Here is a 26,680-nt window from a genome sequence, read left to right on the forward strand (position 1 = left end):
TCGGAGAGGGAATGCGACCGTGCGGCGTCCACGGGGACGCCGCACGGTCGAGGGCGTCAGGAGTTCTCGCCGCCGTCGGACGGGGCGCCGCTCCGGTCGCCGGGCTGACCCATCTCACCGGGTCCGCCCATGCCGCCGCCGCCCATGCCCCCGGCGATGGCTTCGCCGGCGGTCACCTCGACCGACTCTCCCGCCACCGTCACGGTGTAGGTGCCGGCGGCGGCGACCTCGGAGGACGAGAACACGACCGTCTCGAACTGCTTCGCGGCCGTCGCCGAGGCGATGACGGTGCCGTCGGCATCTGTGATCTCGATCTCATCTCCCGCAGACCCGCTGATCGTCGCGGCGATCCACGCCTGCGCCGCGTCGGCGTCGGGCGTCTCGGCCATGCCGGCACTGCCCACGGCGAGCAGGGTGCCCCCGCTGACAGAGAAGCCGCCGTTGCTGTCGAGCGCGCCGTTGCCCTGCATGGTCGGACCCCAGACGACGATGTCGCCCCCGGTCACGGTGACCGATCCGTTCGAGTCGATGCCGTCACCACCGGCATCCACCGTCAGAGTGCCGCCCGAGATCGTGATCGTCTCGCCCGTGTCGGACATACCGCCGCCCCCGCCGCCGGCCGTCGAGCCCGAGCCCGCGTCGCCGCTGCCGTTGAGGCCGTCGTCGGATGACGTCACCACCGTCTCGCCGCCACGGATGAGGATGTCGGTGGCCTCGAGTCCTTCGGTGGATTCGGCGATCGTGAGGCTGCCGGCGGCGACGTCCAGGGTGTTCGCGGCGTGCGCGCCGTCTTCCCCCGCGGCGACGGTCACGGTGCCGCCGGTGATGCCGATCGACCCGTCGGAGTGCAGCCCGTCATCGGTCGCGGTGACGTCGACGGTCCCGCCGCCGATCGCGACCACGACGCCGGCGCTGATCCCCTTGGAGCCGGCATCCGCCGGACCCTGGGCGCGGAGCGTGACCGTCCCGCCGGTGACGACCGCATCGGTCGCCGCCGAGATCCCGTCGTCGCCGCTGGTCGCGGAGACCGTGCCGTCCGAGATCCAGACGTACCCGCGGGTGGCGTCCTCGTCGTCGTCGCTCTTGAGCGCGTCGCCGCCGGCCGTGAGATCGAGCGTGCCCCCCGAGATCACGAGCGCGTCCTTTCCGCGGAGCGCGTCGTCGGCGGCATCCACCGTGATCGTCCCCGACGTGATCGCGAGGTCGTCTGTGCTCGCGATGCCGTCGTTGCCGTTCCCCGTCACGTCGAGCGATCCCGAGCCGGTGAGGGTGAGGTCCGCGTCGGCGTAGATCGCGGCGTTGGCTGCAGCGGCGTCGTCGTACGACGAGGCATCCGACATCGTGTTCTGTGACCCGTCGGCGAGGGAGATGACGACGTCGTCGGCGGTCGTGACGGAGATCGCTGCCCCCGCGGTGTTCGCGATGTCGACACCGTCGAGGATGAGCACGACCTGCGCGTCGTCGGGGGCGGCGACGACGACCGCCCCGTCGAGGTCTCCACTCAGGCGGTACACGCCGGCTGCGCCGATCGTGACCGTGCTGCCCGAGACCTCGACGCCGTCGCCGGAGGCCTCGGCGGTCGAGCCCGAGAGAGTGATCTCGACCGCGTCGTCGGCCGTCCAGTCGTCGTCGGCGACGACGGTCGCCTCGTCGTCCGCGGCGAGCACAGCGGTCGCGTCGAGATCGGAGTCGACCGTCACCTGGGCCGCCGTCGAGGTCGCGTCGCCGCTCGACGACGAGGTGTCGCTGCCCGTCGTCGTCAGACCGGTGACGGCGCATCCGGTCAGCAACAGGCCGGCGAGAGCGAGCGGAATGGTGGGAAGGATCAGGCGGCGGCGCATGGCAGCTCCTCGGTGTGGAAGGTGATGGTGGGGGATGAGGCGGCGAAAGGGCCGCGGAGGAGTCGACCCCAGCGGTTGCGGGGGAGGTCGGGGCTGAGCGCGGCGAGCCCCGTGGCGTACTTGCTGACGGAGACCGGACGGTGTCCGGCGCGCCACAGCAGGCGATCGACCGCGGATGCCGACGAGGGCGACTTCGTCTCGAGGATCGCGAGGCCGGGGAGCGTGAATCCGCTTCCGTCGGGGCGATCCCACCGGAGATCGGTGTCGATCGTGGCGCGGGACGACCCGTCGGGGGCGAGGAGCGTCGCACGGGCGTACCGCGTGGTCAGGGTGGCGCCGAGCTCGTCCACGCGACGGGTGTCGACGCCGATCGCCTCGAATGCCGCGGCGACGTCGTCCTGTGCGTCGGGAGTCAGGACCGCTCGGTGGGCGATGTCGTACTCCGACCGCTCCTTGACGGTTGTCCCCCGCGCACCGCGTGTCTTGATCTCGAGGAACGCGGCGTCCGTGTCGATGTAGGTGCGGGTCCGCAGCTTGAACCGCCGGCGCCGGGGACGGGCCGCCATGTGGAAGCTCAGCAGATCGGGGGTGTCGAAGTAGACCGACTCGTAGGCGAAGCGGCGCGCTCCGCCGATCTCGAGGATCCGGGTGCGATCGTCGACGCGGGCGAGGAGGTCCTCCAGGGCCGGCTGCGGGATCACGTACTTGCGGTCCACCCGGGCGAGCAGGGCCGCCTCGGCGACCATCTCGTCGAGCTCGACCGCCTCGAAACGGGTGAGCGCGTCGGCTGCCGCGGTCATCGTGCGACTCCCGCGGTGAGGCGGACGTCGGCGCTCGCCCGGAAGCGCACGTCGACGAGCGTGGTGTCGTTCACGAAGTCGAGTTCCTGCACGGTGAGCGAGGTGACCTCGCCGCCGACGCGCTCCGCGATCATCGTCCGGAGGGTGGTCTCATCGGACTCGGCGCGGTCGAGGCGGACGATCTGGTGCCGGCTGCGCGAGAGGATGCGCGGGTGGTCGGCTGCCCACAGGACCGCGAGGATCAGGGCGATGAGCGCCGTGACGGGACGGATGTCGGTGGTCGGCAGCCCCGCCATGAGACCCATCGCGAGCGCGGCGAAGTAGTACGCCACTTCGCGCTGCGAGATCTCGGACGACCGCAGCCGGATGATCGACAGCACGCCGAACAGTCCGAGGCCGAGGCCGAGCGCGACTTCCGCCGTCCCCAGCACGCTCGCGACGGCCATGACGCCGACGTTGACGCCCAGGAACGCGACCACGAGGTCGCGGCGCCGGTGGCGTCGGTAGTAGAGCCCGAGGCTGAGGACGAGGGCGGCGGCGATGTCGATCGCGATGAGCAGGATCGAGGGGATGGTCATGGGTTCCTCCGAGGACGTGTGGTGACGATCTCCATCCGAGTCGCCGCACCTTCACCGTTCATAAGAGGCGCATTCACCGCCGATTCGAGCGGTGCGGGCGCCGGAGTGCGGGAGAAGACGACGCGGCGCTGGATCAGGTAGCCGAGGGCGAACAGGGCGGCCTCGGTCGCGACCTTGGCGGGCACGAGTCCGAGCCCGAGCGCGGTGAGGCCGCTCATCCACGCGACGTTCGTGGCGAGGAGCACGGCTGCGAGCGCGGCATAACGACCGGCTTGTCGCAGCAGCGGTCCCCGCGCCTCGCCTCGGAACACCACCCGCCGGTTGACGGCGAAGTTCACGCTCGCGCTCACGACGCGGGCCGCGATGATCGAGGGCACGAGTGCGCCGGTCACGGCGTGGAAGACCAGCAGGAGGACGGCGTCGAGGGCGAACGAGGCCAACGACGATGCGGCGAACAGCACCAGCGGCATCCCGACCCTCAGGGTGTCGATGATCGGGCGGAAGTGACTCGACGCGTTGCCGGCGAGATAGACGGTCTCGATAGGGACCTCGAGGGTCCGCCAGCCGTCCCGACGACAGCGCAGGAGGATGTTCTGCTCGTACTCGAAACGGTCTCCCCGCTGCGCGCGCAGCCACGGGAGCATGACGGCGGGGATGCCGCGCAGCCCCGTCTGCGTGTCGGAGAGGCTCCAGCCGGCCGACGCCCGGAACGCGGCGCGCGCGGCCCAATTGCCGATCCGGCTGCGGAGGGGGTTGCCGGGGCGATCGACCTCGCGGCATCCGAGGACCATCGCGGGGTCGCCGCCGGCTTCGGCAGCGACGGTCGCCTGACCGACGCGGACGATGTCGCGCGCGGTGTGCTGGCCGTCCGCGTCGGCGGTGACGACCGCGTCGCCGGGGAAGGCCTGCGCGGCATGGCCCAGGCCCGTGCGCAGGGCCGCTCCCTTGCCGCGGTTGCGGACGTGGCCGAGCACGGTCGCGCCGAGGGACGCCGCCTCGGCGAAGACGGCGTCGTACGCCGGCCCGCTGCCGTCGTCGACGAGGATTACCGGGGTGCCGGGTGCGGCGGACGCGAGATCGCGGAGGAGGTCGAGCAGGGCATCGCCGGGCTCGTATGCGGGGATGAGGACGACCACCGGCTCACTCCCCGATGTAGAGGATGTCGCTGGTGCCGCGTTCGCCGCCGTTGGAGGGCTGGTTCACGACGTCGCCGTCGAAGTACATCGTCGACGAGCCGCCCCCGTCGAGGTTGTATGCGGTCTCGGCGCCCAGTCCGGTCATGATGTCGGCGAGCTCGGTCAGGGTGGCGCCGCGGCTGTATCCGTCGGCGCGGCCGTCGACGACGACGAAGACGAGGTGGTTGTCGTCGATGACGCCGACGGCGGTGCGCGGCTGTTCGCCCTGGATGGAGTGGTTGCCGACGTTGGTGTCGACCTCGACGTCCTCGATGCCGTCCACGGTCGCGCCGTCCTCGACGATCGCAGGACCGAAACTGAGGGTGTTCCAGACGCCGTCGGCCAGGAGCTCGTCCGCGCTCGTCGTGGTCTCGTCGTACACCCGGACGGTGCCGTCGGCGTAGAAGGCGAGCCCGGTCCGGGCGGGGGAGTCGCGGTAGACGACGCCGTTGCGGATGACGATCCCCGTGTCGCGGAACCCGTAGTAGTCGCCGTTGATCGCGAACACGGCGTCGTTGTCCTCGGCGATGCCGCTCGTGGTCTCGGTGATGTTCTCGCCGAACTGGTCCTTCGCGAAGGCGGACCGCAGGCGGGTGGCATCCGCGAGGACGACGTCGGCGACGTAGTACGTCAGGGTGTCATCGCCCGAGCCGGTCACGACCTGCGAGACGGTGACGCTCGTCTCGCCGTCGGAGTAGGTGTCGCCGTCGACGGTCCCGGCGGTGGACGCTGACCCGGTGGTCGGGGTCGCGGTCGAGTTCTCGGCCTCGTAGGCCGAGACGTCTGAGATCTCGACGTGTTCGATGAGGAAGCGGTCTGCGGCCCACGCCGTCGCGCCGCCGACGGCGAGCGCGAGGGCGAGGCCGCCGGAGAGGAGGGCGGTGCGGACTCGGCGGGGTCTGGTGATGTGCGGCATCCCTCAGGGATACGGATGCGGCATCGGGCGGACGTTGACCGATCCTGAGAACGGCATTAACGGTGGCGGCGCCGGCCGACTGCCATGATCGAGCCGTGGGGGAGACGATGGTCGCGGAGCGACTCGAGCCGGTGCCGGAGAAGAAGCGACGGGAACCGCGTCGTCGGGCCCTGCTGATCGCCGCGATCGCGGTCGGGGCGATCGCCGTGGTGGTCGCCGGGTGGTAGATCGCCGCATGGACGGCGCTCGGCGCGGTGCGGATCGTCTACGACGCCCGTCCGGTCGCCTGCGAGGGTGCCGAGGTGACGCTCGACCCGCCGGGGGCGTCGGACGAGTTCCTGAGCGACGGCGGTTTCGCGGGGGACGAGACGTTCTACTCGCCCGTCGTGGGGGTCGAGCCCGGGATGACCTGCGGGGTCCGGTTCTTCGTCGTCAACGACGGCTGGAGCGAGGTCGATGCCCGGGCCGTCGCGCTCCCGGGGATGCAGGAGGAGTTCGTCTCCCTCATCCGGCCGACGATGGTGAATCCGAACGGCCAGATGAGGCTCGCCGACACCGACGACGCGGCGGTCTTCGCGATCGAGGGCATGCCCGTGCCCGCCGGGGATCAGCAGTCCTTCACGGTCATCCTCGAGGCGAACGCTGAGGATGCCGCCGGCTACGAACAGTGCTCCGGTTTCATGCCGAGGCCGCCCCGGGTGACCGTCTCGGCGCTCGGCGTGGAGCGCACCGTCGCATCGCCCGAGGATTCCGGCATCTGGTACTCCGACGGCGCGCGCAGCGACTGCGACTGAGGCCGCCGCGAGAGACGTTCGCGTAGCGTGGAGCGGTGACCGTCGGCATCCAGCTGTCCCCGCTCGCCGAGATCCCGGCGACCACCCTCTACCGCATCCTCTGGTTGCGGGTGAGCGTGTTCGTCGTCGAGCAGGGGGCCGCCTACCCCGAGCTCGACGGCCGCGACATCGAACCCGGCGCGATGATCGCCTGGGCCGAGGAGAACGGCGAGGTCCTCGGAACGCTGCGCCTGCTCGACGAGGCGCGCCGGTGGCGGATCGGCCGCGTCGTCACGAGCGCAGCTGCCCGCGGACGCGGCGTCGGTGCCGACCTCATGCGGCGAGCGATCGACCACGCCCTCGCGCAGGATGCGTCCCGCCCCTTCGTCCTCGACGCGCAGGAGCACCTGGCCGAGTGGTACGGCCGGTTCGGTTTCGTGGTGAGCGGCCCGTCGTTCGTGGAGGACCGGATCGCCCACGTGCCGATGACGCGCACCCCGTAGGCAGGGCCGTCGGCCGGGCGTAGTCTCGCGCCGTGCGCCCCCTCCGCTTCTCGACGAACGTGACCCTGGACGGTTGCATCGACCACCGCGCCGGGAATCCCGACGCCCAGACCCACGCGCACGCCGCGCAGCAGATCGCGCGGGCCGACGCCCTCGTGCTGGGTCGGGTCGTCTACCGGATGATGGAGGAGGCCTGGCGGCCACCCGCGTCCGAGGGGAGACCGGACTGGATGCAACCGTTCGCCCGGACCATCGACGCAGCGAAGAAGTACGTGGTGTCGTCGACGCTGCCGGCCGTCGACTGGAACGCCGAGCTCCTGGCGGGCGACCTGCGCACCGAGGTCGGGCGTCTCAAAGCGATACCCGGGAAGGGGCTGTACACGGCGGGTGCGACGCTCGCGACGACCCTCGCCGGGTGGGGTCTCATCGACGAATACACCTTCGTCGTCCACCCTCGGATCGCCGGTCACGGTCCGCGCCTCTTCGAGGGCGTGGCGGAGCCCCTCGACCTGGAGCTGGTCGATCGTCTCGCCTTCGATTCGGGCGTGGTGGCGGAGACCTACGTGCCGCGCCGCTGACTCAGCCTGAGCCCCATCACCTGTCGACCGTCGCCCTAGGGGCCGAGGCTCCGGCATCCGCGCGGCGCCAGCCGGCGGCATCCCTCACCACCGCCCCGCCCCGCTCGAACGCCTCGAGCCAGCCGGTCATCGGCCACTCGCCCCACCGGCGGTGGAACAGGGCGCCGTTGCGGAGGATGTCGTCGACGTGCTGCCACGGCGGCGAGGTCGTCGGGTGGTACTGGTGGTACGCGTGCGCGCCGCCCGTCCAGACGAGCGGGATGCCGCGCGATCGCATCCGGAACGCGAAGTCGGTGTCCTCGCCCCCGTATCCCTCGTACTCTTCGTCGAACCCGCCGACCCGACGCCACGTGTCCGGCGTCAGCGCGAACGAGAGCGACCAGAACAGCGCGTACTCCTCGGGCACCGCCGCGCGTTCCGCGTCGTCCGCGGGCATCGGCCGTGCCGCATGGGGAGAGGTGAAGGCGACGAGGTCGGCGGGGTCGGATGCCGCGACCCCCTCGGCGAGGTAGGTCACCGGTCCGCACAGCACAGCGCCCGCGTGGCGCGCGGCGGCATCCCGGTATCGGCGCAGCAGGTCGGGACCGGGGATGCAGTCCGCGTCGAGGAAGACGAGCAGGTCGGCGTCGCCGGCGGCGAGCGCCCCCGCGTTCCGGCCAGCGGCCAGCCGCAGCCCGTCCCGGCCGGGCGGCACCCGGACGATCACCTCGGCGTCGAGCTCGGGCGGTGCGTCGTCGCCGATCCAGACGACGACACGGCGGGCGCCGGGCGCCCCTTCGAGCGCCCGCAGCTGTGCGCGCAGGTGGTCGACGCGTCCCGCGGAGCACAGGCTCACCACCGCGACGCTCATCGCCGGCCTCGCACCGTGTCGCTGATCGCGGCTGCGGCGCGCTGGGGTGCGCCGGCGACCTCCCAGCGCTCCCACTCCGGGCGCGCCGTCGAGGCCCGGTCGATCAGCTCCGGCCACTGCGCGATCGTCGGCCACTCGTCGGCGACCTGTGCCAGGCCCGCGCGGCGCAGCGCCCGACCGGTCTCGCGCTGCTCCTCGAACGGTCGCTCCTGGGGAACGACGATCGCCGGCGCGTGTGCCGCAGCGAGGTCGGCGACCGCGTTCTGACCGGCCCACGAGACGACGACCGCCGCCGAGACGAGGGCCTCCCACGGGTCCTCCGCCCAGGCGCCGCCCTCGCCGAGCACCCGCCACCGCCGGCCGGTCGCCTTCTCGGCATCCCGGATCGCCGCCGGTCCCACGGCCGACCCGCCCGACCCGGCCAACAGGACGACCTCGTCGGTGCGGGTTCCGCCGGCCCCCCGTGCGGCGAAGCGGCTGATCCCGCCGGTGTGCACGACCTTCTCGCCGAGCGCCTCGAGGTGCGGTGGCGACAGGATGCCGCGGGCCCACGGCGCGAGGACGGTGTCGGCGGCCGCGAATCCGAGCATGTGCGGCCGGTCGACGCGGTGACCCGGCTGCGTCACGACGACGGTGCGAAGGCCGAGCAGGCGGGCGAGGAGCGTCACTTCCACAGAGGTGTCCACGACCATGCAGTCCCATCGGCGCTCCGCCGCGGCGGCCGCGATGGTCGCGAGCCGGCCGCGGTGGCCGACGTGCCCGATCGGAGCCCAGTGCAACATCCCGCCGACGGTCGGGTCGACCGGCTCGCCGCCGTCGTCGTCGCGGTCGAGCACCGTCCAGGTCCAGCCGGAGGGCAGAGCGCGGGGAGCGGGGAGGCTGCTGACGCAGTCGACCTCGGCCGCCAGGTGGGGGGCGATCGCGAGCAGGCGCGTGACATGCCCGCGTCCGTGGTGATGGACGTACCAGCCGAGGCGGGGGATCACGCGGCGCTCTCCGTCTCGAGCAGTCGCGCGAAGCTCGCCTCGAGCGCGTCGATGCGGATGTCGAGCGAGAAGCGGCGCTCGGCGGTCTCGCGGACTACGGCGCGGAACGCGGCATCCTTCCCGCTTGGGAGCATCGCCGCGGCGCGTTCCGTCATCGCGTCGACGTCGTCGGCGGCGACCAGCTGCATGCCCATCGTCGCCGCGGCGATCTCGGGCACGCCGCCGACGGCGAACCCGACGACGGGCGTCCCGCACATGAGCGCCTCGGGGCCGACGAGCCCGAACGGTTCGGCCCACGCCGGCGTCGCGAGGGCGAGTCCGCTGCGGCCTACGAGGTCCGCCAGCGGCTCAGGGGCGAGCTCGCCCGCATAGTCGATACAGCCGCCCAGCCGGGGGAACACGACATCGCGGGCGTACTCCTCGTCGCCGATCCGGCCCGCGATCACGAGGCGCCGCCCGAGACGGCGGGCCACCTCGACGGCCACGTGCGGGGCCTTCTCGGGCACAATCCGCCCGAACCAGACGAGATCGTCCCCGCCGGGTCCGAGCGCCCACGCTCGGGGGTCGACGCCGTTCGGCAACAGCGTCGAGGGGACACCGGCGGCGTCCCACTGCACCTTCGTGTGCGTGCTGACCGAGAGGAACTGCGACCCGTCGCCCGCCGCGGCGACGTGCGCCTCGACGGCGTCGAGGTCGACGGGCGTGTGGAGGGTCGTCACCATCGGGATCCCGAGCTGCGCGGCCCGTTGCAGCGGAAGGGGGTCGAGGCAGTGGTTCGAGACGACGTCGTAGCGCTCCGGGTGCGCCGCGACCGCGTCGAGGGCGAGGCCGAGGGCCGGCAGGCTCACGCGGCGGTAGCTCGAGGGCCAGGTCGTATCGGTCGGTCGAGCGCCCTCGGGCCACACCACCGGCGGCAGGCGGAACTCGCGCGCGTCGGGCAGGAAGTCCGACCCCTCCGGCGCGATGAAGGTCACCTCGTGGCCGCGACGACGGAGAGCGTCGACCTCGGCCCAGACGGCGGATTCGAGGCCGCCGGCGTGCGGGCGACGGATCGGGAACCGCAGCGGGGCGATCACGACGATGCGGAGCGGGCGGGCGCTCACGCGGTACGGCCTTCGAGCGGGTGCGTGCCGTCGAGCAGGCGCCGGTAGAGCTCGGCGTGATGCTCGGCGATCGCGGCATCCATCACAGACCGCACTCCGCGTCGCTGCTCGACGAGCGCGTCGCGCGCGGGACTCGCGGGGCGCGACGCGGGCGCACTCCACAGCGTCCCGAGCGCGGTGGCGAGCTCGGCCGGATCCGTCCGTGAGAACGAGGCGACCGTACCGTCGTCGTGCTGCTCGGCGAAGAACCCCACCCGCGGGGCCGCGACCGGGACGCCCAGATCCCAGCACAGCTCGAGCCACCCCGAGTGCGTTCCGTGCCGGTACGGCAGGACGCACGCGTCGAGCCGCGCGAGCGCGGCGAAGAGCTCATCGTCCGCGAGGCGCTCGTGCTCGACGAGGTCGAGGGCATCGGATGCCGCGCACAGCTCGCGGACCTCGGCGGCGGCATCCGCGTCGCGCACCCGGTGGTGCAGGCGCACCTCGCCGCGGACGTCGTGGCCCGCATCGCGCAGTGCCCGGAGCGCTGCGCCCAGGACTCGGACGGTGCCCGGCCCGTCCACACCCGGACGCAAGTCCTTCAGGTGCACGCCGACGACGCGTCCCGAGCCGACGGCCGGTTCTATCGCGGCCGACCGGGGGAGCACCGACGGGTGCGGGATGACGGTGGCACGACGCCCCCAGCGCTCCCGCACCGTGCGGGCGGCGCCCACCGTCAGCGTCGTGACGGCGTCCGCGCCGACCATCAGCTCGTCGAGCTGAGCGAGATATGCGGAGCTGTCGCCGAGCTGGGGGTGCTCGAGGTCGTGGAGCGTGAAGACGACCGGCCAGCCGACGGCGTGGGCGGCGTCCAGGCATGCGGTGAGGTGCCCGGGTGGGAACGACTCCGTGCCGAAGTGGATGTGGAGGAGCGACGCCTCGTCCGCGTACGCGCCGATCCACGCCGGGTCGAGAGCCGCCGGTGGCCACCAGACGGCAGGATCCGTCCCCGGAGCGACGGGATCGGCGAGCACGGTGACCCGGGGATCGGCCGTCGCACGCTGCACGTACGGATGCCCCGCCGGAATCGACACGATCGTGATCGAGGCGGCAGACTCCGCATCCGTCGTCGTGCCGATGCGCATGGTCGTGTCCACAGATCTCCTTCTGACGCCGTCGCGCCGACCAGGGGTGTGGGTGCGTCTTGACGCCCCGACCGTACGCAACGAATCGTCCCAGGCGAGGGGGCTTGACCCCGTGCTCACCGCCGGATATCCATGCGAGGTGATCTCTGCTCCTCCGCTCCTGCTCGTCCTCGGTCCCGAAGGGCACGGCGTCACCCGTTACGGCCGGGATGTCGCCGACGCGGTCCTCGCCCGCGACGCCGGTGCGAGGGTGGTGCAGGTCGCAGACGTCGCGGCCGGCGATCGGGTGCTCGCCGAGGTGGATGCCGGTGCACCCGTCCACCTCCACGCGACGGATCGGCTCTTCGGCACCACGCCCGAGGACGCCGCCGAGGTCGTCGAGCGCTGGGCGCGGCTCAGCCGCCTATCGCTGACGCTGCACGACGTGCCGCAGCCCTCCGACGGCACCATGTTCGAGCGTCGCCGCACCGCATACGCCCGCATGATCGCCGCCGCGGAGCGGGTCGCCGTCAACAGTCGCCACGAGCAGCTGCTCATGGCGGAATTCCTTCCCGGCACTGCTCCGGCCCACGCCGTCGCCCTGGGTACGCGCACGGGTGTCGCGCGCGTTTCGTCGGTCGGCGCCGACCGCGACCTCCGCGTCCTCATCGCCGGCTTCGTCTACCCCGGCAAGGGGCACCGACCCGCGGTGGTCGCCGCCGCACGCGCCGCCGAGACGCTGAGGTCCCGCGGGGAGGACGTGGGCGAGGTCGCCGTCCGCGCGATCGGGGCCCCCTCGCGCGGCCACGAGGACGACGTCCTCCGGCTCCGCAATGAAGCGGCCCGCCTCGGCGTCGCATTCGAGGTGACCGGGTTCCTGGACGACGCCGCGTTCGGCCGCGAACTGGTCGCCCCCGGCATCCCCCTCGCCGCGCATGAACACGTGTCGGCGTCCCGATCGATGCTCGACTGGGTCGAGGCCGGTCGCCGCCCGCTCGTCGTCGACTCCCGCTACGCCGCCGAGATGGACGAGCTGCGTGCCGGGACCATCGCGCGCTACACCGCCGATGCGCTCGCGCCGCGGCTCGCCGACGCGTGGCTCGATCCGGCCTCCACCCGACTGGCTGCGGGAACGTCGCTCGCCCCGACGCTCGACGACGTCGCGACGTCCTACCTCGCCTGGTGGGCGAGCGCGTGACGCCGCGGGGGATCGCCCTCCCCGGCAACCGCTGGGACCTTCTGGACGGACGTCGACCGGATGCCGCGCCCACCGTCTCGGTCGTCGTGGCGCACTACGAGCAGCCCGAGCAGCTCGCACGCTGCCTCGCCGCTCTCGGCGGCCAGGACCACCCCCGCGACCGTCTCGAGGTGATCGTCGCCGACGACGGCTCCACCGAGCCGCCCCGGGTGCCCGAGGGCGTCCGGCTGGTGCGCCAGGCCGACGAGGGCTTCCGCCTTGCGGCCGCCCGGAACCTGGGGGCATCCCACGCGACCGGTGACGTCCTCGTCTTCCTCGACGCCGACACGGTCCCCGAACCCGGTTTCATCCGGGAGCTGACACGGATGCCGGGGCTCGCCCCAGACGTGGTCGTCGTCGGCAGGCGGCGCCACGCCGATCTCACCGGTGCCGCCGTCGTCGCCGACATCCGTCCCGTCGTCGCTGGGCGCGAGCTGCCCGAACCGGCGTGGCTGACCGACGCCTATCGGCGTTCGCGCAACCTGCTCGAGGCGGACGACCGCAGCTATCGGCACACGATCGGCGCCGTCCTCGCGTGCAGCCGCATCATCTTCGACGCGACCGGCGGCTTCGACGAATCCTTCCGCTCCTACGGCGGTGAGGACTGGGAGTGGACCTACCGGGCCTGGCTGAAGGGTGCGCTCCTGGCCCATGTCCCGCAGGCGGTCGCCTGGCACGACGGCCCGGATGCCGGGGCCCGAGACGAGCACGACCGCGCCCGCCGTAACGCCGAGGCCGTCCTCCTCGCCGATCTCATCCCCGTGCCCGGGTCGCGGCCGCACGGTCGGCCGACCGACCGCGTCGACGTCGCAGTGACGGCACCGCCCGGAGCGTCCGAGGGCGCCGCGTTCGTGAGCGTCGACTCGGTCCTCGCGGCCGTCCCGGGGTCGGAGTGGGTGGACGCCGCCGCCCTCGCCGAGGCCCGAGGGCGCCTGGACCGCGTGCGTGTGCACGTCGAGATCGTCCGGCCCGTGCGCGTCGATCGGATTCTCGGCGACCTCGTCGACAGCATCGCCCGAGACGGGCTGGGCGTCGTCACCGTTCGCGCCGACGACGGCACTGTGCTCCTCCGCATCCGATCGTCGCGTGCCGCCGCCCGGGAGGAGAGGTGGGGCCGGGATGACCTGTTCCCCCGCGCGTCGGAGCGCGTCGACGGGGTCCGGCTCCTGGTCGGCGAGCCCGACGTCGCCGCCTACCTCGGCGGGTGGGGCTGAGTCGCCGAGGTCCTTCCGCGTCGCGTGTCGACGGGGTCTTCGGCATCCGTGTGACGGATCGTGTTGTGCCCACGGCCCGGGTCTGGTTTCATATCGACGGGGACACCGGTCGTGCCCGCCTGGGGAGGCGTGCACACCGGCGACGAATGGGATCGTCGCCGGCGCCGGTCTAACGCACACATCTCTCGCTCGGGGTGTGCGCGACTGGGGAAGAGCATGGGGACAGTGGGGACAGTCGTCGCATCGGCGACGAGCCGTGCGCGCATCGATGCGCCGATCGGCCGCGCTATCGCGCGCGCCCTCGTTCCCATCCGATGGGCGGACGGCTCCGAAAAGCAGCTGTCGGCGGCCGGACCTGATGCGACGCGCGCGCCGGCGCACGACTCCGCAGTGAGTGCCCGACGGCGCGCTGCGACACGACATCGAGATGGCACCGGCGACGGCGCCGTCCGGGCGGCGGCGTGACGCGCCGCGGGACGCTCTTGGGGAGCGTGTACGACATGGGGAAATGTGGGGGGACACACGTGAGCAGAAGACTGAACATCGCCGTCATCGGCGCGGGGTACTGGGGGCCGCAGCTGGCGCGCAATCTGCGCGCGAGCCGGGAGTGGAACCTTGCGGCCATCTGCGACGTCGACATCGACCGCGCCCGCCGGGTGGCTGATGCGGTGGGAGGGGCGCCGGTCACGGCGGAGATCGAGTCGGTGCTCGCCGACCCGCTCATCGACGCGATCGCCATCGCGACGCCGGCCGCCGCGCACCATGCCATCGCCATGGCGGCTCTCGACGCCGGCAAGCACGTCATGGTCGAGAAGCCCCTGGCCGACACGCAGAAACGGGGCACCGAGATGGTGCGCCGGGCATCCGAGCGAGGTCTCGTCCTCATGGTCGACCACACGCAGTGCTACACGCCGGCGGTGATGAAGATGCGTGAGCTGATCGCCGGAGGTGAGCTCGGCGACATCCTGTTCGTCGACAGCGTCCGCATCAACTTCGGCCTCACGCAGCCCGACGTCGACGTGTTCTGGGACCTCGCGCCTCACGAACTGTCGATCATGGACTTCATCCTGCCGGACGGCCTGCAGGCGACATCGGTGGCGGCGCACGGCTCCGACCCGATGAACACCGGCAAATCGTGCATCGGCCATCTCACGATGCCGCTCGACGGGGGAGCGATGGCGCACGTCCACGTCAACTGGCTGAGCCCCACCCGCACGCGTCGCATGGTGATCGGCGGAACGCGCCACACCCTCGTGTGGGACGACCTCGACCCGCAGCAGCGCCTCAGCGTCTACGACCCGGGTGTCGATGTCTCGTCGATCTCTCGAGCCACCGCGCAGGATCGTCGCGCCGCGACCAGCTTCCGCATCGGAGGCATCCGCGCACAGGCCGTCGAGGAGCGCGAGGCCCTCGGGACGGTGGTCTCGGAGTTCGCCGCCGCCATCCGCGAGAAGCGAACGCCGCGCACGAGCGGCGCGGCGGGGCTGCGGGTGCTGTCGATCCTCGACGCGGCCGCCGGCAGCCTCGCAGCGTACGGCGTCCCGCAGCCTCTGCGGCATGCGCGCCGCTCGGCCGGAGTCGCCGCGTGACGACCTCCCCGGCGCCCGGCATCCCTCTCGCCGACCGGGCTCGGGGAATGAGTCCGGTGCGGGATGCGGCCGACCGTGGCTGAGTCCCAGATCGAGGTCCTGGTCCCCTGCCTCGGCCCGCAAGAGGCCGAGGCGGTGGCCCGCGTCGTCGCCGCAGGGTGGATCGCGGAGGGACGGGTGGTCGCCCGGTTCGAGGAGGAGTTCGCCCGCGTCATGCGGGCGCCCTACGCTGCGGCCGTCTCGAGCGGGAGCGCCGCGCTGCAGCTGGCGCTGGTCGTGGCCGGCGTGCGGCCCGGCGATGACGTGGTCGTCCCGTCGCTGGCGTTCATCGCCACGGTGAACGCCGTCCGGCACGTCGGAGCGACCCCCGTGTTCGCCGATGTCAACCCGTACACCGGCACTGTCACGGGGGCCACGGTCGACCGCGCGCTCACCCCGACGACGACGGCGGTGGTCGTCGTCGACCATGCGGGCGTACCCGTCGACCTGGACGACATCCGCTCCGTGACGGATCCCTTCGGAATCGTCGTGATCGAGGACGCCGCGTGCGCGGCGGGCTCGACGTACCGCGCGCAGCCGGTCGGCGCGACGGCAGAGCTCACGGCGTGGTCGTTCAGCGACCGATCCATCCTCACCACCGGCGAGGGCGGCATGCTCACGACCACGCACGCCCGGTGGGCCGCGCGGGCGAAGCGCCTCCGCGAACACGCCGCCGACGCGGCGTCCGGGGGCGACGGTCTGCTGCTGCCGCGGGCCGAGGAGTATGCGGAGGTGGGCTGGGACTGTCGGATGACCGATCTGCAGGCCGCCGTGGGCCTCGTACAGCTCGCCAGGCTGCCCGAGATCCTCCGCCGGCGGCGCGAGATCGCCGACCGTTACCGGCGGGAGCTCGCGGGCGTCGCCGGACTTCGCCTCGTCGCCGATCCTGCGTGGGGCGAAGGCAACGCGCATGACCTCTGGGTCGAGGTCGGAGGAGAGTACCCGCTCGACCGCGACCGGGTGATCGAGGCGCTCCGTGAGGCGGGGGTGTCCGCTCGACGCGGCACCCGGGCCGCGCACCGTCAGGCGCCGTACCGATCGCTGACTCCTCCGGAGGGCCTGCCCGGAACGGCTCGGCTGACCGACGGCACGCTCGTCCTCCCCGTCCATCACGCGCTCACGGATGCCGAGCAGGGCCGCATCATCGCGACCCTGGTCCAGGCTCAGCGTGCGGTCGTGACGGCGGCGGAGATCGGTCGCTGACCGGCGGCATCCTCCGCTGAGGAGTCGAGCCCCGGCGTCGCGTGATCGCGACCGGGGTGCCGGCTCACGCCCGAGTCGGACGTATCGTCATCGATCCATCAGGCGGGCACGGACGGACGGGGGGAGGTCCGGCCGTGCCCGCGTGCGGGTGACGGTTCATGCATCGTGGTGAGCCGAGGATCGGCGGTCGGCCAGAGAGGCCTGCGGTCCCTCGATGAGGTCCCGCGTCGCTGATCGCTTCGGCTCGAGCATGAGCCGCCACATCTTTTCGAGTCCGGCTCGCCCGACCCACCGGGGGGCGTGCGCGGCTCGACCTGTCAGAAAATCCATCACGGTGTCGGCAGCCAGGAGCACACGCGCACCCGTGGCCTGCCCGTAGGTGTCGATCCACTCTTCCTGGGTGGCCCTGTCGACGCAGACGATCACGAGATCCGTGTCGGTGTACCGGAGCTGTTCCGCGATCTCCGCGGACGCGTCCGGTGACGAGACCTGTTCCCGCGTCGGCGTCCAGTGGCCGATGAGTGCGACGCCGGGCCATTCGGCCATCACTCGTCGGTGGAGCGTCTCGCGCTCGTCCGCCGACCCGCCCACCACTGCGACGCGCCACCGCTCGGCGCTCGCCCGGTTCAGGACGTCACCGATCAGATCACCGCCGGCCAGCCGCGGCCACTCCGCGCCGGTCACGCGCTTGGCCCGCGCGGCGACGCGTCCGTCCTCGATCAGGGTCAGATGTCGGATGCCGCCGGCGTCCGGCGCCTCGTGGTGCGGGTGGCCGAGCGTCGCCGGGACGACCGCGAGCGGCGAGAGCCGACGGTCATGGATGGTGTCGGCGATCACGTCGCACGCGCCCTGCGCATCGGTGAGGTGGACGTCGGTGCCCGCGATGCGGACAGTCGGTGGCCCCATCGGCGAGGGCCGCGGAACGACCTGCGGGGCGGCGAGCGGGCCGCGCAGGCGAAGGGTGCGTATCGGCGACGTCACCGCGCGCACGGCCATCAGGCGGCCCGCCGCGTGCGCCGCGCCGACACGCGTGTCGCGCAGTGCTGTCCTGCGTCGAGTGCGCGACGCAGTCGGCGCGCCCCCGTATTCCGTTCTGTCCCCATGAACGTTCCGTCCCCCCAACATCGACCAGGTCCCAGACCTGTGCCCCCAATGCGGATCCGATCCGCTGTCCCCGTTATTGACGCCGGTCCCCGTCGGCGTCTGCGCGGTGAGCCGAACCCCTCGGTCACCGCGCTCTCTCCCCCTGGTCGCTCAGCGACCGACCACGCGTCGCCCCTCACGATGCGTGGGATGAGGGCTCTTCGTACGTGTCCGTTGCGCGAACGAAGGCGTACGAAGAGCCCAGGCAGACATGGTTACGGCCCCCAAGCTCGCCCCCACTTCCTCTGCTGCCGCCTTGTGCCGTGTCAACTCCCCAAAGCCTCTACGGCGGCGATATCGGAACGCTACAGCCGAGTCGCCCGTCCACCAATAGGGGGACAAACCTAATCTGTTGTCCCCCAAACGGGGGACAACTAGGGGATCTGATTAGGGGTTCGTGGAGGCAAACACGGGAGGTCTGTCGACCGGATCGGAGATAACGTGACGGCTGTACATCGAGCGCGCCCACCTGAGGCGCGGGCTCGAATGCCTTTGGGGAGGCTGTTATGTGGGGGAACATCTGGCGTGCCACGATCGTGGTCGCCGTCATCGCAGGGGCCGGCTCGACGCCGGCGTTCGCCGCGGACGGATCGTACGTCCCGAGCAGTCCGCCGGACGGCGGGCTCGACGGATCGGTCGTGCAGGCGCTGTGCGTCGACGAGGCGCCCACGATCGACTACTCGATCGTGCGCGTCACGGCGACGGCGAGTGCGCGCAGCCTCTCGACCGCTGCGACCTCGACGCCGACCGCCGAACTCGTGATCCGGGGGGACGGGCAGGAGATCGCCGTCCCGCTGCCGGTGGATGCCGCGGGTGAAGGCTCCGGCAGCATCCTGTGGCCCGGCGTCGAGGTCTCTGGCGACGGCACCGTCGAGGCTCTACCCGGCTGGGTGCGTTCCGGCGACCAGTGGGAGCCCCGCAACGATGCCGCCGCGTGGACCACGGGCGACGTGACGGCTCAGCTGCGGGTCGGGGGCGAGCGTATCGATGTTCCGCTCGCCTACCCGGCCTACTCCGACGACTGTGCGACGCCGGTCGGCGTCGCGTCAGGAAGCGTCTCCCGCGGGCTGGCGCAGACGGGCGGACAGTGGCCCGTCGCCGCGGCCGTGGGCGGAGCCGCTGCCGTGGTCGCCGGTGTCCTCCTCGTCGCGCGTCGTCGCCGCCGGGTCGAGTCGTGAGAAGGCGCCGTCGACTGATCCTGGTCGCCGGCGCCCTCCTCCTCATCGGGACCGCTGCCGCGGCCGTGCACGTCGGTCGCTCGGCATGGGATCTCAAGGAGGCGCTTGATGTTGCAGGGGATGACGCCGCCATCGCGGTGAAGGCCGTCGGCTCGGGTGACATCGACGGCGCGGAGGCCGCGGCCGACCGGCTCGTCGACGGTATCTCGCACGAGATCCCGGACGACCCGGTCTGGTACGCGGCGGAGGCGCTCCCCGGAATCGGACCGAACCTCTCCGCGGCGCGACGCGCGGCGACCGCGATCGTCGATGTGGCGGACGACGTCGCTCCCGCCGTCCTCGACACGGCACGCGGCCTCGAGGGCGCCGACGCCGCGGGAGCGGTCCGCGTCCTGCGACACGCAGCTCCGGCCCTCACCCGCGCGGCGGCGGCGCGCGACGATGTCGCGGAGGATCTCGCCGACATCGACCGGAACGCCCTCTTCCCGCAGCTGGCGAACGGTGTCGGCCGTGTCGTCGACGCCCTCGACGACATCCAGCCGCTGACGGACGGTGCGGCGCAGGCGGCCGACCTGGTGCCGACGATCCTCGGTGCCGAGGGCGACCGGCGCATCCTGGTCGTCCTGCAGAACACCGCGGAACTGCGTACCGGGGGCGGAATCACGGGGACCTTCCTCGAGCTCCGAGCCCACGACGGCATCCTCACGCTCGGGGCGCAGCGCGACTCCTCGCAGTTCTCGCCGGCGGCATCCCCACTGACGGCGGTGCCCGCCGCGGAGGTGCGATCCCTGGGTGACGGGATCGGCCGCTACGTGCAGAACACGTCGATGACCGCGGACTTCCGGGTGACGGCTCAGCTCGCGTCGGCGTGGTGGCAGAAGTCGGGCGAGACGGCACCGGACGTCGTCGTCTCGATGGACCCCGTCGTCCTCTCCGCGATCCTCGGCGCCATCGGTCCGGTCGAGACGTCTGCCGGCGTCCTCGACCAGAAGAACGTCATCGACAGACTGCTCGTCGAGCCCTACCGGACGCTCGACCAGGACGCCCAGGGACGTCTGTTCTCGGACGCCGCGGCCGCCGTGTTCACGGCCCTCACCGAACGGGCCCGTCCCGCCGCGATGATCCCCGGCCTCGCGGGAGCGGTCGAGGAGGGGCGGATCTCGGTCTGGAGTCGTCACCCCGACGAGCAGAAGGTCCTCGCCCGAACCGCGCTGGCCGGCCCGCTCGCGCGACAGGACGCCGCCGGCCCGAACGCCTTCGCCGCCTACTTCAACGATGCGACGGGCGGCAAGCTCACCCCGTACCTGACGGTGGGACTCGCGACGCGCTCGGGGGTGTGTCGCGCCGACGGTCTCCGCGAGGTGGAGGTGGAGGTGTCCCTCGGCAGCACGCTGACGAAACGGGATGCCGAGACGTTGCCCGTCAGCGTCACCGGGGGCGGGTTCTACGGTGCCGCGGCAGGCGACATCGCCCCGACGGTCACGGTCGTCACGCCGCCGGGATGGTTCGCGGGTGGGGTGACGCTCGACGGCGCAGCCGCGGCATCCGTCGATGCCAGGGAGGACGGCCGTGTCCTCGTCACCCGTCGGGTCGACCTCGCACCGGGGGGATCGCACGTCCTGACGTTCCGATTCATCGCCGGACCGGACGTCCCGTCCGGCGCGGCGACACCCGAGCTCCTCCACACTCCGTTGCTGAAGCGGGTCGACGTCGCCTCGTCGGATATCGGGTGTCCCGCCGCTTGAGGTGAGGCCTCGCACCTCAAGATCTCGCGAATGTCTATTCGGGAAGAGCGCTTTCCTCTAGCATTGAAGCGCCATCCCCCTACGGTTGCCGGGCCGTTCCCCAAGCGGTCTTGACGCGCATTGTCCCCAAACGTGTCCGTCTCTGGCATCCCGGATGGCTTCGCGGACCCCCTCCCGCCGCAGTCCCCACTGAACTGGCCCGAGGGGGTCCGCCCTTTCACGGGCGTTCGTCAGCGGCCTTCGGTGTTGTCCGTGCCGCCGTCCTCGGCGCCGACGATCGCTTGGAGTTTGGCGATCAGGTCGGTACGCGAGGTGGCGCCGATCCGGCGCCGGATGCGTGCGATGTGGTGCTCGGCGGTGCGCGGCGAGATGAAGATGGCCTCGCCGATCTCGGCGTAGGTCATGCCGCGAAGGACGAGGCCCGCCACCTCACGCTCGCGCGCGCTCAGCAGGCCGCTGTCGCCGAGAGCCACGTCGTTGGTCGCGCTCCCTGGTGCCGCGCTCGGGTGGAGCGTCCGAGCGAACGCAGCGAGTCGGATCCCCGTTCGGCGATCGCGCGAGCGCTCCGACAGGGTGACGGCCAGGCGCGCGCCCTCCCACCCGAGGCCCATCTCCGCCATGCGCGACGCGACCTCTTCGATGCGTTCCGCGGCGCCCTCGTCGACCCGGTTGCGCGACCACTCGGTGGCTGCCGCCGACAGGGCCCCCGCAAGTCGCGACCCGCGCGCGACGGCGGAGAGCGTCCGCACCGTCTGCGCTTGCCCGTGCGGGTCCCGCGCGAGCATCGCTCGCTGGAAAGAGGACCACGTCAGGGGCACCGACCACATCAGCGGGTCCCCGAGGCCGTGGAGGATCCCGGTCAGCGTCTCGAGTGCGGGTGCCACCCGCTCGGAGTCGTCCAACACCGGAGCGGTCTCGATGAACTCGCGCAGGGGGTGGAGGAGGAAGAGGTCCGGTTCTACGTGACGGACGTCATCCCGCACCCGCATCCACAGGGCACGCAGCTCGTCGAGCGAACCGTACCGTCGCACGTGGGCGAGCATGACGGCGTCGCGGACGAGGATCTCGCGACTGCTCAAGGGGAGGAACGAGGCATCCACATCCGCCAACCGGGCGGCCGACTCCTCGGGATGCTGCCGGTGCACGGCGACCCACGCGGCCCAGAGCAGCAGCCGCGAGCGCGCCCACGGGCCGCCGTGGTCGTCCATGAGCGCATCGCCGAGGATGTTCGCAGCGGTCTGCAGTTCGCCGAGGTTGATGGCGCCGATCGCGGCGATCACGGCTGGCAGCTCGGGCACCGGGCCGCGCTCCCCGGAATCCCCGTAGGTCTCGCTCGCGCGGATGAGTTCGTCGAACGCGCCGCCAGCCGGCCAGGTGAGCGACGCGGCCAGGCCCCGCATCAGCTTGGCGTGCGCCACCCTCAGCGTCGTCGGGACGCCTCCGGTACCCGCGTTCAGTCGTTCGACCGCGTCGAGCAGCGGACCGGGGTCGCCTATGCCGAACGAAGCCAGGGCCCCGTGTGCGTAGAGAAGGAAGTCGTGACCGGGCTGGGCGCGGTAGGTCATGGCGCTCGCGCGAAGGAATCCGCGCGCACTCCACGCCGAGCCGAGGATGCGGAGCGCTTCGCTGTGATCGTCGCCCTCCGCCGACAGGGCGACGGCGTCGACGAGGGAGGCGGCCTCGTCGATGTCGCCTCGGTCCCACGCCATCCGCGCCTTCCTGAGCGCGATGCGGTTCGGATCCGCCCCAGCGGCGAGCGCCGCGTCGTAGAGTTCCGTGGCTCGGGCGAAGTCGTAGGTCGCGGCCTGGTCCGCGTGAGCCTGGAGGACCCGGGCCAGACGCGCGTCGACGTGGCCGCCGAGCGACGATGCCACCTCGGCATCCAGCGACGGGATCGACGACGTGTCGAGCAGGTCGATCAACTGGGCGACAGGCGTCGTCCGGGTGACGGTCGTCCGGACGATCGGCACGGGGCGACCTCCGCGAAGCAGGAGTCCTTCGGCATGTCCGACGGCGAGCGCGGCCGCCACTGCGTCGTCTGTCGCTGCTGGCAGATCTTCGTCGCCGCCGAGGCTCGCGCGGCGGACGACGGCGGCGACGGGTGGCTCGAGCGTGTCGAGGCGCAGCGCGATCACCTCTCCGACGGCGCGGATGACGCGCTCGTGCGAAGGGTCGCGGCAGTAGCCGTCACCGTGCGCGGCGAGTGCCTGCTTGACGAGCCAGGTCACGGATGCCGCCATCCGGACGATCGCTCCGATGCACCCCGGGTCGATCGACCGGCCGGCCTGCTCGACGGCGCGGACGACGTCTTCGGTGTCGACCTGCCCCACAGCCAGAGCCGGTCTGGACTGCTCGATGCGTCGGATCAGTGCCGTCAGCGCCGGTGTCCACGGCCACGGGCGGCAGCTGACGACGAGTCCCGCGCCCGGGTCGTCGAGGTGCCGGTCGAGGACACGGATCTGGTCATCGGTCAGGAGGTGCGCGTCGTCGACGAAGAGGGTGTCCTCGACGTGCGAGACCCGTCGGGATATCTCGTCGAGGAGGGGGCTCTTGTCGGAACCCGCGGGGCCGACCACCACGAGACGGGCGGGGCGGTTCTCCGAGCTCAGTTCCTCTTCGACGTGGGTCAAGGCGAGTTGCGGCCACAGCAGAAGGGAAGGCGGAAGACCGGCGGACATCGCAGCCAGTGCCATCGCGTTCCCCTTCCCCTGGACGGAACGAGCAGACACCCGTCGACGATGTTCCGGCGTCACACCGCTCACCCGTGCACCCGAGCCCAGATTCGGGTCCGACCCGGGGTTTCCCGCCTACGGCGAGGTTGTGCGAAATCTACCACCGCCCCCACTCCGCGCGGGGCGGAATGTGAAAACAGTGGAGTGTGTGGTATCGGGGTCGTCGAGTGGAAGGCTTGCGGCGCCGTGCGTAGGTCAGGCTCACCTAACCGATTTTTCCTCACCTGACCGGGGAGAAAAGGCGGAACTTAGGCTGTCCGAACCGCGGGGGTCAGCGCGTACTCTCGAGCCACGACCACTGAAGGAGGCTCTCATGAGCACCACTCTCGACGACCTGCCCCGCGTGTCCGAGTGCAATGCCCTCGGCTGCTCGTACAACGACCATTCGCACTGCCACGCCGCCGCGGTGACCATCGGCGGGACGCCCGGTGACGCCGAGTGCGCCACGTTCATCCCCCTCGGCACGAAGGGCGGCCTCGACAAGGTCGTCAGTCACGTCGGCGCCTGCCAGCGCGCCGAGTGCGTCTTCAACTCGTCGCTCGAGTGCACCGCCGCGACGGTGCGCGTGGGGCCCGGAGCGGAGTCGGCCGACTGCCTCACGTACCAGGCCGCCTGACACCCGCCCTCGCGCGAGCCTACTTCGCGATCCAGGCGGCTGCCGGCGCGCTGTGGTGGGTCGCCGTCTTCACGGTGCCGGTCGTCCGTGAGGCGACGCTCGGGAGCATCGATCCGTTCGTGATGGCGAGCCTCGATATCCCTTTCTTCGTGATCGCCTCGGCGATCGCGGCGGCGGGGATCCGCGCCGCCGCCGTCATCGCCATGGGCTGGACGCTGCTCGTCACCGTCTTCCTCGCTCTCTTCGCCGTGGTGACGACGGAGGCGGGATGGGGTGCCGTCCTCATGACCGCGGCGGCCGCGGCATCCGTTGTCGCCGCCACCGTCATCGTCCGCGGGTCCCTTCCGACGCACCGGCTCATGGTGGGCCCCTTCCGGATCCGCCCCGCGTCGCCGGGAGCGACGGTGCGTCGCCACGTCGGAGCGACGGCCCTGCAGATCGTCGTGTTCTGGGGCCTGGCGCTCGGGGTTGTTCCCGCGGTCATCGTCTGGATCGAGACGAGATGGATGCTGCACGTGCCGGTACCTGCCGGGGCGCGTGGCGCCGGTGTCGCCCTCTTCACCGTTGCGAGTGCCGTCGGGTTGTGGTCCGGCGCTGTGATGTCGACGCAGGGTGAGGGCACGCCGCTGCCGATCGCGACGGCGCGGCGCCTCGTGATCCGCGGCCCCTACCGTTTCGTCCGCAACCCGATGGCGGTCGCGGGCATCGCACAGGGCGTCGCGGTCGGGATGATGCTCTCGTCGTGGCTGGTGGTGCTCTACGCCGCCTGCGGCTCCGTCGTGTGGAACGCGGCGATCCGCCCGCATGAGGAGCGCGACCTCGAGGCGCGGTTCGGAGATGAGTTTCTGCGGTACCGGGAGCGGGTGCGGTGCTGGGTGCCGCGTCTGACACCGGTCGCGGTCGATCAGCCCGCGGCTTCTCCGGCGGGGGCCTCCGCCGAGTAGACCTCGACGGCGTCGTCGGCCAGCACGAACTGCAGACGGGTGCCGATGGCGAACTTCTCGCGCAGGGCGGCCGGCGTGGTGCTCGACACCACCAGGCTCGATGCCGGCGCGAAGGGCTCTGCTGCGCAGCTCGTGTACCAGGCTCCCGACCACCCGTCCTCGGGGGAGGCGCTCCAGGCTTCGTCCGGCAGGATCTGCAGGCACCGCGCCTTGACGCCGTCGCCGGTGTCGTAGTGGGCGACGATCGGTGTCATGCCCGCGAGTGCGCGGTAGATGCGGCCGTCCTCGGGTGGAGCGCTCAGGACCTCGGGCCAGGCCCGTTCCGCGTCGAGGGGGAGCGACGTGACGTGGGTGACCTCGACGCCGGCAGGGCTCGTGGCCCCCGCGGTCAGGGTGGGGGAGCTCGCCGCCGCGGTGATGCCGACCGAGAGGGTGGCGACCGCCGCAAGGGATCCCGCCCACGCGAGGCCCGCCAGCAGGCGTCGCCGACCCGCATCGGTGCCGGTAGTTGCTCGTGCGGCGCGGAGGTCGGCGGCGACGGCGGCCGGAACGGTCGGTGCGGGAGGCGCCGACGGTCGAGGTGTCTGCTGTCGGGGTGCTTCTGGAACTCCGTCGACCACGGGCGGGCGATGTCTCTCGTCGCGGGCGCGCGTCTCGAGCTCGGCGAGCCGGCGTCGCGCGGGGGGATCGTCGTCCAGGCCGCCGCCCGGCCCGTACGCTCTGGCCTGCAGCGCGCGCAGCTCTGCGCTCAGGCCGTCGTCCATCAGAGCCCGAGAGTCTCGGGGGCGACGGATCCCGCTTCGGCCTCGACCTCGGCCAGCGACTTGGTCTGCAGGAAGGTGCACAGCATCGAGACCATCGCGAGCTCGCCCGAGAGCTCCAGTGTCCGACTGGCGTTCAGCTTGAGGTCCACCTCGCGCGCCTCGAAGGTGATGCCCCAGTGGATCGACCCGAGAGGCTCGGGCTGGATGTAGGTGAGGGTCATCGAGTCGAGCAGGTTGAGCGCGATGAGACCCGTGTCGAGCCCGTCGGTCCCGTCCTGCGGGATGACCTTGACCCGGTCGCTGATGGGATACCCCAGCGCGGCGAACTCCCCGAGCCACTGCTCGAGCATCTCCTTGCTGTGGAACGGCATGAGCAGTCTCCTGGAGGAACGCCGGATGGGACGCGACCATTATCACCCGTGCGACCTGGGAAGGGCATCCCGCCTAGGCTCGACGGATGGCCATCGGATCCACGATGCACACGTTCACCGTGCACCTCGCCGACGTCGATCGCGGCGTCTACGACGAACTGTCGCTGCGCCTCGCGCGGCATCCGTCCGAGACGGCGGCGAACGTCCTCCTCCGCGTGCTCGCGTACGCCCTCGAGTACGAAGAGGGGATCGCCTTCAGCGAGGGCATCTCGGCGACCGCCGAGCCGGCGGTCCTGGTCCGCGATGCGACGGGTCGGATGACGGCCTGGATCGATGTCGGTGCTCCGGATGCCGCGCGTCTGCACTCGGCCAGTAAGGCGGCCGACCGGGTCGCGGTGTACACCCACCGCGAGCCGAACCGTCTGGCGCAGGCGTGGGCGGGGAAGACGATCCACCGCGCGGCCGACATCCCGGTCTTCAGCTTCGATCGCGACTTCGTGGACGATGCCGCTTCCGCTCTGGAGCGGCGCAGCACACTCACCGTGTCGGTCACCGAGCGGCAGCTCTATCTCGACGTCAACGGCCGGTCCACCTCGTCGGCCATCGCTGAGCAGCGGGTCGGCTGACACCTCCGGTCCGGCGGGATGCGGGACGCTCCAGCCTGTGCAGCCCCTGGCAGTCCCGTGGGGATCGCCGATG

Annotated in this window: 26 protein-coding genes; 13 read left to right on the plus strand and 13 right to left on the minus strand. The window is 71.9% G+C overall.

The genetic code is table 11. The features are described 5' to 3' along the window. Nucleotides 1-56: 56 nt before the first annotated feature. From H286_RS0108640 to H286_RS0108660, 5 genes are read right to left on the minus strand one after another with little or no spacing between them, the layout of a single operon-like run. On the minus strand, nucleotides 57-1,841 hold the full coding sequence (locus H286_RS0108640; protein ID WP_020097827.1) for a carbohydrate-binding domain-containing protein: 1,785 nt from the start codon (nucleotides 1,839-1,841) through the stop codon (nucleotides 57-59). Further along, complete coding sequence (locus H286_RS0108645) at nucleotides 1,826-2,641, minus strand: polyphosphate polymerase domain-containing protein (RefSeq protein WP_018185700.1); 816 nt, start codon at nucleotides 2,639-2,641, stop codon at nucleotides 1,826-1,828. The genes H286_RS0108640 and H286_RS0108645 overlap by 16 nt, the downstream gene beginning before the upstream one ends. Continuing rightward, on the minus strand, nucleotides 2,638-3,219 hold the full coding sequence (locus H286_RS0108650; RefSeq protein ID WP_018185699.1) for a DUF4956 domain-containing protein: 582 nt from the start codon (nucleotides 3,217-3,219) through the stop codon (nucleotides 2,638-2,640). The genes H286_RS0108645 and H286_RS0108650 overlap by 4 nt, the downstream gene beginning before the upstream one ends. Continuing rightward, the gene (locus tag H286_RS0108655; protein ID WP_020097828.1) at nucleotides 3,216-4,355 is read right to left on the minus strand and encodes a bifunctional glycosyltransferase family 2/GtrA family protein; all 1,140 of its coding nucleotides are present in this window, start codon (nucleotides 4,353-4,355) and stop codon (nucleotides 3,216-3,218) included. The genes H286_RS0108650 and H286_RS0108655 overlap by 4 nt, the downstream gene beginning before the upstream one ends. 4 nt (nucleotides 4,356-4,359) lie before the next feature. Then, nucleotides 4,360-5,310 carry a phosphodiester glycosidase family protein gene (locus H286_RS0108660; RefSeq protein ID WP_020097829.1) on the minus strand — a complete coding sequence of 317 codons (951 nt, stop codon included), beginning with the start codon at nucleotides 5,308-5,310 and terminating at the stop codon, nucleotides 4,360-4,362. A gap of 95 nt (nucleotides 5,311-5,405) precedes the next feature. On the opposite strand from H286_RS0108660, the gene H286_RS15225 reads away from it, so the two are divergent. The 4 genes from H286_RS15225 to H286_RS0108680 are packed head-to-tail and all read left to right on the plus strand — an operon-like array spanning nucleotide 5,406 to nucleotide 7,164. Continuing rightward, nucleotides 5,406-5,537 (plus strand): hypothetical protein, encoded by a 132-nt coding sequence (locus H286_RS15225; RefSeq protein WP_020097830.1) that lies wholly within the window; start codon nucleotides 5,406-5,408, stop codon nucleotides 5,535-5,537. 27 nt (nucleotides 5,538-5,564) lie between these two features. Continuing rightward, entirely contained in the window at nucleotides 5,565-6,104 is a 540-nt protein-coding gene (locus tag H286_RS0108670; RefSeq protein ID WP_020097831.1) for a hypothetical protein, read from the plus strand. 35 nt (nucleotides 6,105-6,139) lie between these two features. Beyond that, the gene (locus tag H286_RS0108675; protein WP_020097832.1) at nucleotides 6,140-6,586 is read left to right on the plus strand and encodes a GNAT family N-acetyltransferase; all 447 of its coding nucleotides are present in this window, start codon (nucleotides 6,140-6,142) and stop codon (nucleotides 6,584-6,586) included. Between the two features lie 32 nt (nucleotides 6,587-6,618). Continuing rightward, nucleotides 6,619-7,164 (plus strand): dihydrofolate reductase family protein, encoded by a 546-nt coding sequence (locus H286_RS0108680; protein WP_020097833.1) that lies wholly within the window; start codon nucleotides 6,619-6,621, stop codon nucleotides 7,162-7,164. A 16-nt stretch (nucleotides 7,165-7,180) separates the two neighbouring features. Here H286_RS0108680 and H286_RS0108685 read toward each other — a convergent pair whose 3' ends face one another. Genes H286_RS0108685 through H286_RS0108700 form a run of 4 tightly spaced genes read right to left on the minus strand, consistent with a single transcriptional unit; the run spans nucleotide 7,181 to nucleotide 11,239 of the window. Next, complete coding sequence (locus H286_RS0108685) at nucleotides 7,181-8,014, minus strand: glycosyltransferase family 2 protein (protein ID WP_020097834.1); 834 nt, start codon at nucleotides 8,012-8,014, stop codon at nucleotides 7,181-7,183. Next, nucleotides 8,011-9,000 carry a glycosyltransferase gene (locus H286_RS0108690; RefSeq protein WP_020097835.1) on the minus strand — a complete coding sequence of 330 codons (990 nt, stop codon included), beginning with the start codon at nucleotides 8,998-9,000 and terminating at the stop codon, nucleotides 8,011-8,013. Before H286_RS0108690 ends, H286_RS0108685 begins: the two co-directional genes overlap by 4 nt. Further along, a complete protein-coding gene (locus tag H286_RS0108695; RefSeq protein ID WP_020097836.1) occupies nucleotides 8,997-10,103 on the minus strand; it encodes a glycosyltransferase in 1,107 nt (368 codons plus the stop codon). The genes H286_RS0108690 and H286_RS0108695 overlap by 4 nt, the downstream gene beginning before the upstream one ends. Further along, nucleotides 10,100-11,239 carry a hypothetical protein gene (locus H286_RS0108700; RefSeq protein ID WP_020097837.1) on the minus strand — a complete coding sequence of 380 codons (1,140 nt, stop codon included), beginning with the start codon at nucleotides 11,237-11,239 and terminating at the stop codon, nucleotides 10,100-10,102. The genes H286_RS0108695 and H286_RS0108700 overlap by 4 nt, the downstream gene beginning before the upstream one ends. Before the next feature lie 127 nt (nucleotides 11,240-11,366). On the opposite strand from H286_RS0108700, the gene H286_RS0108705 reads away from it, so the two are divergent. From H286_RS0108705 to H286_RS0108720, 4 genes are all read left to right on the plus strand, one after another. After that, nucleotides 11,367-12,404 (plus strand): hypothetical protein, encoded by a 1,038-nt coding sequence (locus H286_RS0108705; protein WP_020097838.1) that lies wholly within the window; start codon nucleotides 11,367-11,369, stop codon nucleotides 12,402-12,404. Beyond that, entirely contained in the window at nucleotides 12,389-13,657 is a 1,269-nt protein-coding gene (locus tag H286_RS0108710) for a glycosyltransferase family 2 protein (protein WP_020097839.1), read from the plus strand. Before H286_RS0108705 ends, H286_RS0108710 begins: the two co-directional genes overlap by 16 nt. Nucleotides 13,658-14,181: 524 nt before the next feature. Beyond that, on the plus strand, nucleotides 14,182-15,246 hold the full coding sequence (locus H286_RS14545; RefSeq protein ID WP_020097840.1) for a Gfo/Idh/MocA family protein: 1,065 nt from the start codon (nucleotides 14,182-14,184) through the stop codon (nucleotides 15,244-15,246). Nucleotides 15,247-15,309: 63 nt separating this feature from the next. Further along, on the plus strand, nucleotides 15,310-16,488 hold the full coding sequence (locus H286_RS0108720; protein WP_020097841.1) for a DegT/DnrJ/EryC1/StrS family aminotransferase: 1,179 nt from the start codon (nucleotides 15,310-15,312) through the stop codon (nucleotides 16,486-16,488). A gap of 156 nt (nucleotides 16,489-16,644) precedes the next feature. Here the strand turns inward: H286_RS0108720 and H286_RS0108725 are convergent, their stop codons facing one another. Continuing rightward, nucleotides 16,645-17,394 (minus strand): WecB/TagA/CpsF family glycosyltransferase, encoded by a 750-nt coding sequence (locus H286_RS0108725; protein WP_231370923.1) that lies wholly within the window; start codon nucleotides 17,392-17,394, stop codon nucleotides 16,645-16,647. Nucleotides 17,395-18,137: 743 nt separating this feature from the next. On the opposite strand from H286_RS0108725, the gene H286_RS0108730 reads away from it, so the two are divergent. Both H286_RS0108730 and H286_RS0108735 read left to right on the plus strand, forming a co-directional pair. Further along, complete coding sequence (locus H286_RS0108730; RefSeq protein WP_020097843.1) at nucleotides 18,138-18,809, plus strand: LPXTG cell wall anchor domain-containing protein; 672 nt, start codon at nucleotides 18,138-18,140, stop codon at nucleotides 18,807-18,809. Beyond that, nucleotides 18,806-20,554 carry a DUF4012 domain-containing protein gene (locus tag H286_RS0108735; protein WP_020097844.1) on the plus strand — a complete coding sequence of 583 codons (1,749 nt, stop codon included), beginning with the start codon at nucleotides 18,806-18,808 and terminating at the stop codon, nucleotides 20,552-20,554. Before H286_RS0108730 ends, H286_RS0108735 begins: the two co-directional genes overlap by 4 nt. Nucleotides 20,555-20,784: 230 nt before the next feature. Here H286_RS0108735 and H286_RS0108740 read toward each other — a convergent pair whose 3' ends face one another. Then, nucleotides 20,785-23,247 (minus strand): helix-turn-helix transcriptional regulator, encoded by a 2,463-nt coding sequence (locus tag H286_RS0108740; RefSeq protein WP_020097845.1) that lies wholly within the window; start codon nucleotides 23,245-23,247, stop codon nucleotides 20,785-20,787. A gap of 352 nt (nucleotides 23,248-23,599) precedes the next feature. Between H286_RS0108740 and H286_RS0108745 the strand changes: the two genes are divergently transcribed. Both H286_RS0108745 and H286_RS14550 read left to right on the plus strand, forming a co-directional pair. Further along, nucleotides 23,600-23,902, plus strand: a complete 303-nt coding sequence (locus H286_RS0108745) for a DUF1540 domain-containing protein (protein WP_018185675.1) — start codon at nucleotides 23,600-23,602, stop codon at nucleotides 23,900-23,902. 122 nt (nucleotides 23,903-24,024) lie between these two features. Then, nucleotides 24,025-24,846, plus strand: coding sequence for a methyltransferase family protein (locus H286_RS14550; RefSeq protein WP_081630852.1), 822 nt, complete (start codon nucleotides 24,025-24,027; stop codon nucleotides 24,844-24,846). Here H286_RS14550 and H286_RS0108755 read toward each other — a convergent pair. Together H286_RS0108755 and H286_RS0108760 are read right to left on the minus strand one after the other, a co-directional pair. Further along, complete coding sequence (locus H286_RS0108755) at nucleotides 24,807-25,610, minus strand: hypothetical protein (RefSeq protein ID WP_020097848.1); 804 nt, start codon at nucleotides 25,608-25,610, stop codon at nucleotides 24,807-24,809. The genes H286_RS14550 and H286_RS0108755 overlap by 40 nt on opposite strands. After that, the gene (locus H286_RS0108760; protein ID WP_020097849.1) at nucleotides 25,610-25,981 is read right to left on the minus strand and encodes a hypothetical protein; all 372 of its coding nucleotides are present in this window, start codon (nucleotides 25,979-25,981) and stop codon (nucleotides 25,610-25,612) included. The genes H286_RS0108755 and H286_RS0108760 overlap by 1 nt, the downstream gene beginning before the upstream one ends. Nucleotides 25,982-26,067: 86 nt before the next feature. Here H286_RS0108760 and H286_RS0108765 point away from each other — a divergent pair, with 86 nt between their 5' ends. Next, nucleotides 26,068-26,607: a YaeQ family protein gene (locus tag H286_RS0108765; RefSeq protein WP_020097850.1), complete on the plus strand. Its 540-nt coding sequence runs from the start codon at nucleotides 26,068-26,070 to the stop codon at nucleotides 26,605-26,607. Nucleotides 26,608-26,680: the final 73 nt, after the last annotated feature.

It is taken from the genome of Microbacterium sp. 11MF, from assembly GCF_000383475.1.
Taxonomy (GTDB): Bacteria; Actinomycetota; Actinomycetes; order Actinomycetales; family Microbacteriaceae; genus Microbacterium; species Microbacterium aquilitoris.